The sequence below is a fragment of the Burkholderia sp. Tr-20390 genome, assembly GCF_017104595.1.
Taxonomy (GTDB): domain Bacteria; phylum Pseudomonadota; class Gammaproteobacteria; order Burkholderiales; family Burkholderiaceae; genus Burkholderia.
Genome location: NZ_JAAGPC010000110.1, coordinates 1 through 12,187 on the forward strand (window position 1 = coordinate 1; position 12,187 = coordinate 12,187).

Annotated in this window: 14 protein-coding genes; 7 read left to right on the forward strand and 7 right to left on the reverse strand. The window is 66.6% G+C overall.

The features are described from left to right. Window positions 1-1,380, forward strand: a 1,380-nt coding sequence (locus tag G3N98_RS25370) for a carbohydrate porin (RefSeq protein WP_206149519.1), incomplete at its 5' end; no start/stop codon positions are given. A 96-nt stretch (window positions 1,381-1,476) separates the two neighbouring features. On the opposite strand, the gene treA is transcribed toward G3N98_RS25370, so the two are convergent. After that, window positions 1,477-3,216 (reverse strand): alpha,alpha-trehalase TreA, encoded by a 1,740-nt coding sequence (gene treA / locus G3N98_RS25375; RefSeq protein ID WP_206149520.1) that lies wholly within the window; start codon window positions 3,214-3,216, stop codon window positions 1,477-1,479. A 136-nt stretch (window positions 3,217-3,352) separates the two neighbouring features. Continuing rightward, complete coding sequence (locus G3N98_RS25380; RefSeq protein WP_241026077.1) at window positions 3,353-3,613, reverse strand: hypothetical protein; 261 nt, start codon at window positions 3,611-3,613, stop codon at window positions 3,353-3,355. Between the two features lie 67 nt (window positions 3,614-3,680). Here G3N98_RS25380 and G3N98_RS25385 point away from each other — a divergent pair, with 67 nt between their 5' ends. After that, a complete protein-coding gene (locus G3N98_RS25385) occupies window positions 3,681-5,069 on the forward strand; it encodes an MFS transporter (protein ID WP_089475266.1) in 1,389 nt (462 codons plus the stop codon). Between the two features lie 384 nt (window positions 5,070-5,453). Then, a complete protein-coding gene (locus G3N98_RS25390; RefSeq protein ID WP_206149521.1) occupies window positions 5,454-6,668 on the forward strand; it encodes a crosslink repair DNA glycosylase YcaQ family protein in 1,215 nt (404 codons plus the stop codon). A gap of 58 nt (window positions 6,669-6,726) precedes the next feature. Here G3N98_RS25390 and G3N98_RS39910 read toward each other — a convergent pair whose 3' ends face one another. Both G3N98_RS39910 and G3N98_RS39915 read right to left on the reverse strand, forming a co-directional pair. Further along, the gene (locus G3N98_RS39910; protein WP_006480837.1) at window positions 6,727-6,945 is read right to left on the reverse strand and encodes a DUF1653 domain-containing protein; all 219 of its coding nucleotides are present in this window, start codon (window positions 6,943-6,945) and stop codon (window positions 6,727-6,729) included. 57 nt (window positions 6,946-7,002) lie between these two features. Beyond that, window positions 7,003-7,446: a GNAT family N-acetyltransferase gene (locus G3N98_RS39915; protein WP_069252146.1), complete on the reverse strand. Its 444-nt coding sequence runs from the start codon at window positions 7,444-7,446 to the stop codon at window positions 7,003-7,005. 223 nt (window positions 7,447-7,669) lie between these two features. On the opposite strand from G3N98_RS39915, the gene G3N98_RS25400 reads away from it, so the two are divergent. After that, window positions 7,670-7,930, forward strand: a complete 261-nt coding sequence (locus G3N98_RS25400; protein WP_060968669.1) for a type II toxin-antitoxin system prevent-host-death family antitoxin — start codon at window positions 7,670-7,672, stop codon at window positions 7,928-7,930. Next, window positions 7,927-8,193: a Txe/YoeB family addiction module toxin gene (locus G3N98_RS25405; RefSeq protein WP_011354451.1), complete on the forward strand. Its 267-nt coding sequence runs from the start codon at window positions 7,927-7,929 to the stop codon at window positions 8,191-8,193. The genes G3N98_RS25400 and G3N98_RS25405 overlap by 4 nt, the downstream gene beginning before the upstream one ends. Window positions 8,194-8,207: 14 nt before the next feature. Here G3N98_RS25405 and G3N98_RS25410 read toward each other — a convergent pair whose 3' ends face one another. Beyond that, entirely contained in the window at window positions 8,208-8,648 is a 441-nt protein-coding gene (locus G3N98_RS25410) for a DUF4087 domain-containing protein (protein WP_089475269.1), read from the reverse strand. A gap of 138 nt (window positions 8,649-8,786) precedes the next feature. Between G3N98_RS25410 and G3N98_RS25415 the strand changes: the two genes are divergently transcribed. Both G3N98_RS25415 and G3N98_RS25420 read left to right on the forward strand, forming a co-directional pair. After that, window positions 8,787-9,410 carry an HAD hydrolase-like protein gene (locus tag G3N98_RS25415; protein ID WP_206149522.1) on the forward strand — a complete coding sequence of 208 codons (624 nt, stop codon included), beginning with the start codon at window positions 8,787-8,789 and terminating at the stop codon, window positions 9,408-9,410. 394 nt (window positions 9,411-9,804) lie between these two features. Then, the gene (locus G3N98_RS25420) at window positions 9,805-10,383 is read left to right on the forward strand and encodes a DUF4142 domain-containing protein (protein ID WP_089475271.1); all 579 of its coding nucleotides are present in this window, start codon (window positions 9,805-9,807) and stop codon (window positions 10,381-10,383) included. 142 nt (window positions 10,384-10,525) lie between these two features. Here the strand turns inward: G3N98_RS25420 and G3N98_RS25425 are convergent, their stop codons facing one another. Together G3N98_RS25425 and G3N98_RS25430 are read right to left on the reverse strand one after the other, a co-directional pair. Beyond that, window positions 10,526-11,125, reverse strand: a complete 600-nt coding sequence (locus G3N98_RS25425; protein ID WP_089427035.1) for a GNAT family protein — start codon at window positions 11,123-11,125, stop codon at window positions 10,526-10,528. A gap of 55 nt (window positions 11,126-11,180) precedes the next feature. After that, a complete protein-coding gene (locus G3N98_RS25430) occupies window positions 11,181-12,095 on the reverse strand; it encodes a LysR family transcriptional regulator (RefSeq protein WP_089427034.1) in 915 nt (304 codons plus the stop codon). Window positions 12,096-12,187: the final 92 nt, after the last annotated feature.

Sequence of the window (12,187 nt, forward strand, 5' to 3'; positions counted from 1 at the left end):
TCCGCGGCCGAACCGGCGGCCGGCGCCAGCGACGCCGCCGCGCCCGCACAACAGGCCGCCGATGCTGCCGCGCCCGCTCCCACCGGCTTCTGGGAACGCTCGAACCTGCTCGGCAACATGGGCGGCCTGCGCGACGTGCTCGGCGATCACGGCATCACGCTGAGCCTGCAGGAAACCAGCGAGTACCTGTACAACACGTCGGGCGGCACGCATCGCGGCGGCGCGTACCAGGGGCTCACGCAATTCGGTTTCAACGTCGACACGGGCAAGGCGGTCGGCCTGCCGGGCGGCACGTTCAACGTGTCGGCGCTGCAGATTCACGGCACCAACCTCACGCAGCGCTATCTGCAGACGCTGCAGACCGCGACCGGCATCGAGGCGAATTCGACCACGCGCCTGTGGGAGCTCTGGTACCAGCAGTCGCTGCTCGACGGCAAGGTCGACGTGAAGGTCGGCCAGCAGAGCGTCGACCAGGAATTCATGGTGAGCCAGAACGCGGCGACGTTCATGAACGCCACGTTCGGCTGGCCCGTGCTGCCGTCGACCGACCTGCCGGCCGGCGGCCCCGCGTATCCGCTGTCGTCGCTCGGCGTGCGGCTGCGCGTGAAGCCGTCCGATGCGTGGACCGCGATGGTCGGCGTATTCGACGGCAACCCGGCCGGCCGCAGCGACGGCGATGCGCAGGTGCTGAACGCGCACGGCACCAACTTCAACCTGCGCAGCGGCGCATTCGTGATCGGCGAAGTGCAGTACGCGCTGAACGCGCCGCCCGCCGATCCGAAGGCGCCGCAACCGGCCGGCCTGCCGGGCACGTACAAGCTCGGCTTCTGGTATCAGTCGCAGCATGCGAACGACCCGCGCTACGGCACCGATGGCCTGTCGCTCGCGGATCCGGCGAGCAACGGCATCGCCGCCACCCATCGCGGCAACTACGGGTTCTATGCGGTCGCGGACCAGATGGTGTGGCGGCCGTCGGCCGACAGCCCGCGCTCGGTCGGCGTGTTCGCACGCGTGATGGGCGCACCGGGCGATCGCAATATCGTCGATTTCGCGGCCAACGCAGGCGTGACGCTGAAGGCGCCGTTCAAGGGACGCGACAACGACGTCGCGGGCATCGCGGTCGGCTACGCGAAGATCGGCTCGCATGCGCGCGGCCTCGACGGCGACACGGGCGTCTACACGACGCCCGGCTATCCGGTGCGCCGCGCGGAGACGGTCGTCGAAGCGACGTACCAGTACCAGGTCGCGCCGTGGTGGCAACTGCAGGCCGACCTGCAGCACTTCTTCCGTCCGGGCGGCGGCATCCCGAATCCGAACGCGGCCGGTGCGCGCATCGGCGACGAAACGGTGGTCGGCGTACGCACGACGATCACGTTCTAAAGCAGGCCTGAAGCAAACACGGGCCGGACGGCCGCTTGCGCGACAGTCCGGCCCGTGCGTTTTCTTACGGTGCCAGCGCGCGGCGCGCGCCGCGCGTCATTCGCCGTACAGCCCGAGCAGTTTCAGCGTGACGCCGTTGGTCCAGCCGAAACCGTCCTGCAGCGGATATTCACCGCCCCCGCCGCCGCCCGTGCCGGCGCCTTCGACCACGTACTTCTCGACGAGCTTGCCTTCGGTCGCATACACATGCTTCACGTCGGACAGAAAGCGCGTGCCGATGTCCTTCGCAAGCGCCGGTTCGCCATAGCGTCGCAACCCGTCGATCGCGATCCACTGCAACGGCGCCCAGCCGTTCGGCGCATCCCACTGCTGCCCGGTGTTCACGGTGGTCGTCGCGAGGCCGCCCGGCTGCAGCAGCGTCTTGCGCACCTCGCGGGCGGTCGCCTTCGCGCGCTCGGGCCACGCCACGCCCGCGAACAACGGATACAGCGCAGCGGCCGTCACCGCGTCGCGCGGCTGGCGCTGCTGCCAGTCGTAGTCACCGTAGTAGCCTTTGCGGTTCCACAGATAGCGGTTGATCGCGGCCGCGCGCCGCGCCGCGCGCGCGGAAAAATCAGTCACGCACGCCACGTCGCGCGTGACCGCGCAGCCCTTCACGATCGTCGTCTCGAGATGGAACATCAGGCTGTTCAGGTCGACCGGCACGATCGACGTCGTGCGGATCGTCGCGAGCGTCTTGCCGTCGCCGAACCAGCGCGAGCTGTAGTCCCAGCCGCTTTCGGCGCCCGCGCGCAGGTCGCGATAGACCTCGTTCGCCGGACGCGCCGGCACCGACTTCGCGGTCGTCACGTCCTCGAGATACGACTCGTCGCGCGGCGTATCGCTCGCGTCCCAGTAGCGGTTCAGCACCGCGCCGTCGGGCATCGCGACCACATGGCGCGTGGCCTGCCCGCGTGGCGTCGTGGCTTCGCCCTGCATCCAGTACGCATGTTCCTTGCGCAGTGCCGGCAGGTATTTCTGATAGACCTTGTCGCCTTCGGCCTGCGCGGCGAGCGTGACCATGTACGCGAAGAACGGCGGCTGCGAGCGGCTCGCGTAGTACGTGCGATTGCCGTTCGGGATGTGCCCGATCGTGTCGATCAGATGGGCGAAGTTGTCGAGCATGTTGTCGACGAGATCCTCGCGGCCCGACACCTGCAGCCCGAGCATCGTGAAATAGGTGTCCCAGTAGTAGCCTTCGCGGAAGCGGCCGCCGGGCACGACATACGGCTTCGGCAGCGGGATCAGCGAGCTGTACGGCGGCACCGTCGTGCTCGTGCGCGTGAGCTGCGGCCACAGCCAGTCGATGTGCTGGCGCAGCGTCTGGTTCGGCGGCGGCGTCACGCCGCCTTCCGGCGGCGGCGTGAAATGCTGGGCGACGAACGCCTTCAGCGAGAAGCCCGGCTGCGATTTCTGTTGCTGATACAACTGCACGATCGTCGCCGGATCGCCATCGGGCGTCGCGTCGACGAAGGTCTTCTGGTCGGGATAGAGCTGCGCGGTCTGCACCGCGACGAACAGGTCGCCGTAGAGCTGGCTCGGCGGCGGCAGCAGCGTGCCCGACGCGGGGGTCGCAATCGAGGCCGTGGCCGGCGGTGCCGACTGGGCAGCTGCCTGCGCGGCGGCCTGGTTCGCGTTGTCGGCCTGCGCGGCGCAGCCGGCGACGGCGAGATACGCGACGGCCAGCGCGGCAGCCCAGCGAAGACGCGGCGCGGGTGGCGCGAGAGGCGGCGAGAGTCGGGCTGAGAAGCGGCTTGAAAAGCGCGATGCGATCGATGCGGCACGACGTGACGTCATGACGTGTCCCCTCCTTTCGATGGTGAGTGGGTCGGCACGAGGTCTCGTTCGCGCGCGCGCTCGTCTCGATGGCCCTCGATCGATGCGCGTCGTTTTGTGGTGCGAGTGGGTCCGACTTTCGCACGAAACGTGCACATCAAGCAAGTTTCGATTCGTGCAACTCGCGCAGATACAGATAACCGGACATGGCCCGCCACGCACGCGCGTCGAACGCATCCGCACCGGTCTCGCCGCGCGCGCCCGCTGCATCGACGCGCCCTTTCACGATCGCGAGCGAATCGTGCGCGACGAAGGCGGGCGCGGCGCATCGCGCAGCCCGAGCGCGCGCAGCAGCGTCCTGCGGTCGTTCTTTCCACGCCGCCGCCAACCAGGACGACTGTTGCAACATGCGGAACAACTGTTGTCGTACGTGACTCAACGGTCACATTGTGGGCATAATGGCGTCTTTACCGCGCGCCCAGCCCATGTCGCCCGTCTTTCTAGCACCGCTCATCGTTGCCTGTGCGTTGTTCATGGAAAGCGTCGACGCGAACATCATCGTCACCGCCCTCCCCGCGATGGCGAGGGACTTCGGGCACAGCCCCGTCACGTTGAACATTGCGATCACGGCCTACGTGGTCGGGCTCGGCGTGTTCATTCCGATCTGCGGCTGGCTGGCCGACCGCTTCAGCGCACGTTCCGTATTCCGCACCGCGATCGGCATCTTCGTCGTCGGCTCGCTGATGTGCGCGGCCTCCAATTCCCTCGGCGTGCTCACGTTCGCGCGCTTCATCCAGGGCGTGGGCGGCGCGATGATGGTGCCCGTCGGCCGCATCATCATCTTCCGCGCCGTACCGCGCTCGGATCTCGTGCGCGCGATGAACTACCTGGCGATTCCCGCGCTGTTCGGGCCCACCGTCGGGCCGCTCGTCGGCGGCTTCATCACGACCTACCTGCACTGGCGGATGATCTTCTTCATCAACGTGCCGATCGGCATCTACGGAATCTACCTCGCCAGCAAGCACATCGCGAACACGCGCGAGCCCGATCCGGGCCCGCTCGACTGGTTCGGCTTCCTGCTGTCGGCCAGCGGCGCCGCGCTGCTGCTGATGGGCCTCACGCTGATCGACGGCTCGCTCACGTCACGCTCGAACGCGCTCGTCATGTGCGTCGCCGGCACCGCCCTGCTCGCGCTGTACGTACCGTACGCGCGCCGCAAGGAGCGCCCGGTGCTCGACCTCAGCTTCCTCAAGATCCCCACGTATCACGCGAGCGTCGTCGGCGGGTCGCTGTTCCGTATCGGCCTCGGCGCGGTGCCGTTCCTGCTGCCACTCGCGCTGCAGGAAGGGCTCGGCATGAGCGCGTTCCACTCGGGGCTCATCACGTGCGCGTCCGCGTTCGGCGGCGCGATGAGCCGCTCGACGGCCACCCATACGCTGCGCCGCTTCGGCTTCCGCACGGTGCTGATCTACAACGCGGCCTTCGCGGGGCTCGCGATCGCCGCGTACGGCGTGTTCCATCCCGGCATGCCGACCTGGGCGATCTGGCTGATCGTGCTCGTCGGCGGCATCTTCCCCGCGCTGCAGTTCACGAGCCTGAACTCGATGATCTACGCGGACATCTCGCCGCGCGACGCGGGCCGCGCGACGAGCCTCGGCAGCGTCGTGCAGCAGATGTCGCTCGGCCTGGGCGTGACGGTCGCCGGCCTCGTGCTGCACATTTCGCACTGGCTGCAGGGCCATCAGAAGATGATGTGGTCGGATTTCTGGCCCGCGTTTCTCGTGGTCGGGCTGTGCTCGTTCGCGTCGATTCCGATCACGCGGCGGCTGCCGCCCGGCGCCGGCGACGAAGTCGCGCGCGGCAAGCGGCAATAGCGATCAGGCAGACGGGCGGGAAATCACGAGAGGGGCCAAACGGGCAAAAGGAAAAACCGCCCGCGAGGCAAAACCGGAAAATACAAAAAAATCAGCGGACATCCACACGGGGCCGGTGCACAGCCGCATGGATGTCCGCTCAGGGCTCCGGGTCTCCCGATGGGGGTTGAGAATCCCGGATTCACTTCCTGCGTGCCATGGACATATGTGCGTCGGAAGCAAAATCGTTGCGCGTGTTTATCGTTGCGCCATGAACTGCACTATAGGGAAACTTGCGCAACGCATCTGTCAAGCATTGTCAGACGCGGTGCATCGGCACGTCGCACGCGCGCGCCGCTTTCGCGCTAAAGTGGTTCCCGACCATCACTCCCGGCCGCCCTTCCGATGCTTACGCTCTCGACCGCCGCCGCCCGCGCGCTGCATCTCGCCGCGCAAGGCCTGCTGACGCCGCCCCGCCGCAAGGCAACCAAATCCGACGTGCTCGACACGATCCGCCGGATGGCGCAGTTGCAGATCGACACCATTCACGTCGTCGCGCGCAGCCCCTATCTCGTGCTGTTCAGCCGCCTCGGCGATTTCTCGCCGCAGTGGCTCGACGAACATCTCGCCGAGGCGCGCCTGTTCGAATACTGGTCGCACGAAGCGTGCTTCCTGCCGGTCGAGCAGTTCGGCCTGATGCGCTACAAGATGCTCGATCCGTCGGGAATGGGCTGGAAATACGCAGCCGAATGGCATGAGCAGAATCGTCCCGACATCGAGCGGCTGCTCGCGCGGATTCGGGCCGAGGGCCCGGTACGGTCGGCCGATTTCGCCCGCGAGGATGGTGTGAAAGGCAACGGCTGGTGGGATCGCAAGCCCGAGAAGCGGCACCTGGAAGTGCTGTTCACGACGGGCGACCTGATGGTGTCGGAACGCCGCAATTTCCAGCGCGTGTACGACGTGCGCGAGCGCGTGCTGCCCGACTGGGACGACACGCGCGACCTGCCGCCGCGCCACGCCGTGCTGCCCGCGCTGCTCGACTACACGTGCCGGGCGCTCGGCGTCGTGCGCGCGGACTGGGTGGCCGACTACTATCGGCTGCCGCGCCGCTCCTACCGCGCAGAGCTCGAGCAGCTCGCGGGCGCGGGCGACCTGATCCCGGTGGCGATCGAAGACTGGAAGGAGCCGGCCTACGTGCATCGCTCGCTCGAAGCGTTGCTGCCGGCCGCGGAGGCCGACACGCTGCGCTCGACGGTCACGACGCTGCTGTCGCCATTCGATCCGGTGGTATGGGACCGGCGGCGAGCGTCGACGCTGTTCGGATTCGACTACACGATCGAATGCTATACGCCCGGGCACAAGCGGCGTTACGGCTATTTCTGCCTGCCGGTGCTGCATCGCGGGCGGCTGGTCGGGCGCATCGACGCGAAGGCGCATCGCACGCTCGGCACGTTCGAACTGAAGGCCGTGCATGTCGAGCCTGGCGTGCGGTTCGGCACGGGGCTCGCAGCCGATGTCGCGAAGGCGGTGAAGAAGCTCGCGGCGTGGCACGGCACGCCGGAAGTCACGGTCGGGCAGCAGGCCCCGCCGGAGCTGGTGAAGGCGCTGGCCGGCGCGTAGCCGTCCACGCAGCCGGCTGGCACGGCGGCGGCGCGGATGTCTATGCGCCGGCCGTCAATCAGTCGCGCAACTTGCGGAAACGCGGCGTGCCGTCTTCGAGGTTCCCGTTGAACATCGCTTCCGGCCGGACCCACAGCCCGCGCGCATGCGGCCACAGATGTTCGTACACGACCACCGATTCCTCGGTTTCGGAATGGCGGGCAACGCCGATGTAGCGGTACAGCCCGCCCTTGTAATGGCGATGCGTCGCGAGCTGTTCGGCTTCCTGTTCGGTCATGATGGGCTTCTCTTCGGCAAAAACGGAAAGCGCGTATTGTATGCGCTGCGCCGCGCGTCAGCGTTTCGCGTAGATGTCCGGGCGGCGGATCTCCATCATCCGTTCGGGATTCGCGCACGGCTCGAAGCCGACCGGCCGATACAACTCGTGCGCATCGGACGTCACGAGCATGATGCGGCGCAGGCCCTGCACCATCTCCTGTGCAAACACGTGGTCGATCAGCGCGCGGCCGTAGCCGTTGCCGCGCTCGGCCGGCAGCACGAACACGTCGCACAGGTAAGCGAACGTCGCGTGATCGGTCACGAGCCGCGCGAACCCGACGAGCCGGTCACCCACGTAGGCGCCGAAGCACAGCGAGCCCTCGATCGCCCGCTCGACCACGTCGCGCGGAATGCCTTGCGACCAGTACGCGTCGCGATGCAGGAAGTCGAAGATCGCGTCGACGTCGAGTTCGCGCTTGTCGGTGGAAAATCTCAGCGTGGCGGGGGTGGCAGCGGGCACGTCGGTCTCCGGTTGGGGTGGCGGAAGGCGAGACGCTGACGATACCGCGCGGCGCGGCGGGCTACAAGCGGCGACACTTGTCGCCACGGCCAGACGGCACGCATGTTCATTCCGGGGCGATTCTGGTGTGTAACGAGGCTGGGGCCGTCGACTTGTACAGCAAACCGTACACACTTATCGACTGTGCTAAACTTGTACCGTTATACGTACAAGTGAGGCAATCATGCGCACGATTCATTTTTCGGATGCCCGTGGCAATCTGAAGACTGTTATCGACCAGGTCGTCGACGATGCGGACGTGACGCTCATCACGCGCCGCGATGCACCGAACGCCGTCATCATGTCGCAGGACTACTACGACAGCCTGATGGAGACGGTGCACTTGCTGCGCTCGCCGGCCAACGTCGCCCATCTCGAGCGTTCGATCGCACAACTACGCAAGGGCAAGGCAAAGGAACACAAGCTCGCGGCGGATGACGAATGAGTGTACGCCGCGTGCTCTTTACTTCCGACGCGTGGGACGACTATGTCTACTGGCAGGGGCAGGATCGCAAGACGCTCAAGCGCATCAACCAGCTCATTCGCGAAGCCCAGCGAACGCCGTTCGAAGGCATCGGCAAACCCGAACCGTTAAAGGCCAATCTCTCCGGCTTCTGGTCGCGCCGTATCGACGACACGAACCGTCTGGTCTACGAGGCCGACGACTTGCAGATCAGCATCGTGTCCTGCCGCTACCACTACGAATAGCATCGTCCCGCGGCTCATGGCGCCCGCAACGCGCGATCTGCCTTGCAACGCTTCAACGGCAGCGGCCGCGCCGCGACTATCCGCGTCACCTCGCGCGTGCGCGGGTCGATTTCGAGGTCGAGGCATGCGCAACCGTAGCCATGCCCGCCGGCGTTGGTGACGACCCAGCCCTTCGTCGACATGTCGGGCATCTTGTCGAGGCCCGGTACCGGCTCGTTGCCCATCGTCAACAGTGTCCAGGTGCCGTCCTTGTCGTTCAGCCACCAGTTGGCCGGCGACGGATTCTCAAGCCATCCGCAGCGCTTTTCCGGTGCGGCAGATACCTGCGTCGCGGCTGCCAACGTAAAGGCTGCACCCAGCATCCACATTGCAAGACGTGCACGAGTGATTGTCATGTGATCGATCCGGAAACGAATGTGCATCGGGAAACCGCCATTGCGGGTGCCGGACAGCATACCGGGCTTTCTCTCGCATGTCGCTCGTCCGCACGAGCCGTCCGGTCGCCTCGATCGTCGCGAGCGGCGACTACGAGATCGGCTTTCAGCAGATTCGGTGACAATGTCGCCTGCCCAACAAGTTCGCCACGCCGCTCCATGCCCTATCGCCTCATCGCATTCGACTTCGACGGCACGCTCGCCGATTCGCTCGACAGCTTTCTCGCGGCGCTGTCGGAAGCGTCGCGCATGCACGGCTTTCGCGACGCCACGCCCGAGTTGCGCCCGGCGCTGCGCGGCATGTCGGCGCGCGACATCATTCGCGCGCTCGACGTGCCGATGTGGAAAGTGCCGCGCGTGACGATCGACATGCGCCGCCTGATGCAGCCGCGCGTCGCGCAAGTGGCGCTGTTCCCCGGCGTCGACGAAACGTTCGACGCGCTCGCCGCGCGCGGCATCCGCATCGCGATCGCCACGTCCAATACCGAGGCGATCGTGCGTGACCGGCTCGGCCCGCACGCCAGCAGCCGTGTCGAGCATTTCGCGTGCGGCATTCCGCTGTTCGGCAAGGCGCGTCGCCTGCGCGCACTCGTTCATGAGGCCGGCGTGCGCAGCGACGAAGTGCTGTACGTCGGCGATGAAATCCGCGACGCCGACGCGGCACGTCGCGCGCGCATTGCATTCCAGGGCGTCGCGTGGGGCTACACCGCGCCGGACGCGTTGCAGGCGCATTGCGTGACACCGTTGCTGCCGCGTCTCGACGCATTGCTCGATCGCGTGTGACGCATGCGCGCGCTGCGCGCATCCGGTTCGCCTCATCGCGCGATGCACACGTCATCGCACGACACAGCCGCACGACGATGAAACGCAGATGACATCAACGTGCATCTCGCACGCCACAGGCGCGCAAAAATTGCCGCCGTCGCACACACGACAGGTATGCAATACCTGTCGCCAAGCTCGCTCACCGATTCGTCTTACCATCCGTTACACAAACCACAGCGCGGTTGCACCTGCTACCGGATCGCTCTCCTAGAATCAGTCGGGCCGGGAAACACTTCGACCGGCGCCGCGGCAGAGCGGCGGTCGAATCCGGCCCGGGCGCGCCCGGTCTCTCGCACAGCGACGGATCACGTGATCCGTTTTTCAACCAGAGCCCCGATTGAAAGGAGGTCCCATGAACCGCTTTCCCCAACTCTCGCGCCTTGCTTTGTCTGCCGCTGGCCTGCTTCTCGTCGCCGTGACGGCGACCGCGCAAACCGCACAACCGGCACCGGCCTCGCCGAACGCACCGGCCGCCGCGGCGACGCGTATCCACGAAGCCGACCAGGCCTTCATCACCGACGGCACGAAGACCGTGTCGACGCAGCACGATGCGGCACGTATCGCCGATTCGCGCACGTCGGACAGCCAGGTCAAGGCGTTCGCGCAACGCGTGTCGACCGACGATGAAAAGATCATCCAGGCGATGCGCGCGGCCAGCCCGCGCGGCGTCGACGTGCCGGCCAACGATCCCGACACGGCCGTGCTGAGCAGCATCAAGAACCTGCGCGGCGCCGAGTTCGACAAGGCGTATATCGAGCAGGTCGCGCTCGCCGGCCAGCAGAAGGCCATCTCGGCATTCCAGGCCGAAATCGCGTCGGGCCGCGACACGAAGCTGAAGGAAGTCGCACGCCAGTCGCTGCCGATCCTGCAGAAGCACTACGCCGACGCGCAGAAGCTCGCGGAACGCCACCACCTCGCATCGGCGCAGTAATGCGCCGCAGCGCCGCGCATCACACGCGGCGCACTGCTTCCCCCTGTCGTCGCGCCGCCGCTCCCCTTCCGGCGGCGCGACGCACGTCAAGCGTCACACTTCGCGCTTCACGCTTCACGCTTCACGCTTCACGCGTGACACGTTACGTCGCGAGCTTCGCCAGCAGCCGCGCACGCACCTCCGGCCATTCGTCGTCGATGATGCTGAAGCGCACCGAATTGCGCTTGCGGCCATCCGGCATGATCCGCTCGTGCCGCACGATCCCTTCCTGCTTCGCACCGAGCCGCAGGATCGCCGCGCGCGATTTCTCGTTCAGCTCGTCGGTCGTGAACTGCACGCGCACGCAGTGCAGCACGTCGAACGCATAGCCCAGCAGCAGCCATTTCGCTTCGGTATTTGCGCGCGTGCGCTGCGCCGATTCGCTCAGCCACGTATGGCCGATCTCGAGCTTGCGGTTCTTGCGATCGATCTTCCAGAAACGCGTGCTGCCGATCACGCGGCCCGATGCGCGATCGACGATCGCAAACGGCATCACGGTGCCGGCCGAACGCCCCTGCAATGCGGTGTCGATATACGCGTCGATCGTCTCGGGGCCCGGCACGACCGTGACCTTCAGGTTCCACAGCTGGCCGTCGGCAGCCGCGTCCAGCAGCGCCTGCCGGTCGGATGAATCGAGCGGCCTCAGTTCGACGTGTTCGCCGGTGAGGATCGGTGGTTCGAGGGAAGCAGAAGCGTCGGTCATGAAGGATTCCGGAAAGTGGCGGCGATAGCGGCGAAACACCGATCATACGGCCGCGTCAGCCGAGGAGCGCGGCCAACCGGCGGCGAATCGCCTTCGCCTCGCCGCGCAACGCGTCGGCAAACGCATCGACGAGCAGGCTCTTCGGCCGGTGCTCGGGCACGATCACGCTGACCCGGTACGGAAACGATCGCGTGAGCGGCCGCACGTGCAGGTCGCGCCCGACGAAATCGAGCGCGGTCAGCGGATTGACGATCGCGGCACCGAGCCCCTGCCGCACGAACGCGCACACCGACACGGCCGACGGTGTTTCGACGACCGAGCGCGGCGCCACGCCGAGTTGCGCGAACGCCTCGTCGATCAGGATGCGGTACGGATCGTTCAGCGACAGGCTCACGAACGGGCGATCCGCGAGATCCGGCAGATCGATCGCGTCCTGCGCGAGCAGCGGATGGCCGTCGGGCAGCACGCACACTTCGTCGACTTCGAGCAGCGGCGTGAGCACGGTGCCGGCCGGCGCGACGTCGCGCTCCGTCAGCCCGAGGTCGTAACGCTGCGCGGTCAGCCACTCTTCGAGCACCGGCGATTCCTGCGTCGCCACCGACACGCTGACGCCAGCATGCTGCTCGCTAAAACGCCGGCACGCACCGGGCAGGATCGCGTGCGAGAACGCCGGCAGCGCGATCACCGACAGTTGCCCGTCACGAAACTCGCGCAGGCGCGCGGCGGTTGCGGCGACACGTTCAAGCCCCACATACGCGAGCCGCACGTCGTCGAACAGCGTGAGCGCGGCCATCGTCGGCCGCAGCCGGCCGTGCGCGCGCTCGAACAGCGCGAAGCCGACGACCTGCTCCATGCGCGCAAGCTCGCGGCTGATCGTCGGTTGCGACGTATAGAGCATCTCGGCCGCGCGCGTCGTGCTGCCGGTGACCATCAGCGCGCGAAAGACCTCGATATGGCGGTGCGTGAGCATGATCGTCTATATCAAATATGAATCGAATGTCGATAAACAGGCATTTTACTGTATAGATGATCAGGTGCATCATTCCCGTTATCCGTTCATTC

Excerpts from the sequence above, each read along its gene's own strand:
- G3N98_RS25390 (WP_206149521.1), top strand. The coding sequence starts at position 5,454 with ATGCTTACGCTCTCGACCGCCGCCGCCCGCGCGCTGCATCTCGCCGCG.
- G3N98_RS25430 (WP_089427034.1), bottom strand. The coding sequence starts at position 12,095 with ATGCTCACGCACCGCCATATCGAGGTCTTTCGCGCGCTGATGGTCACC.
- G3N98_RS39910 (WP_006480837.1), bottom strand. The coding sequence starts at position 6,945 with ATGACCGAACAGGAAGCCGAACAGCTCGCGACGCATCGCCATTACAAG.
- G3N98_RS25400 (WP_060968669.1), top strand. The coding sequence starts at position 7,670 with ATGCGCACGATTCATTTTTCGGATGCCCGTGGCAATCTGAAGACTGTT.
- G3N98_RS25405 (WP_011354451.1), top strand. The coding sequence starts at position 7,927 with ATGAGTGTACGCCGCGTGCTCTTTACTTCCGACGCGTGGGACGACTAT.
- treA (WP_206149520.1), bottom strand. The coding sequence starts at position 3,216 with ATGACGTCACGTCGTGCCGCATCGATCGCATCGCGCTTTTCAAGCCGC.
- G3N98_RS25415 (WP_206149522.1), top strand. The coding sequence starts at position 8,787 with ATGCCCTATCGCCTCATCGCATTCGACTTCGACGGCACGCTCGCCGAT.
- G3N98_RS25420 (WP_089475271.1), top strand. The coding sequence starts at position 9,805 with ATGAACCGCTTTCCCCAACTCTCGCGCCTTGCTTTGTCTGCCGCTGGC.
- G3N98_RS25425 (WP_089427035.1), bottom strand. The coding sequence starts at position 11,125 with ATGACCGACGCTTCTGCTTCCCTCGAACCACCGATCCTCACCGGCGAA.
- G3N98_RS25385 (WP_089475266.1), top strand. The coding sequence starts at position 3,681 with ATGTCGCCCGTCTTTCTAGCACCGCTCATCGTTGCCTGTGCGTTGTTC.
- G3N98_RS25410 (WP_089475269.1), bottom strand. The coding sequence starts at position 8,648 with ATGCTGTCCGGCACCCGCAATGGCGGTTTCCCGATGCACATTCGTTTC.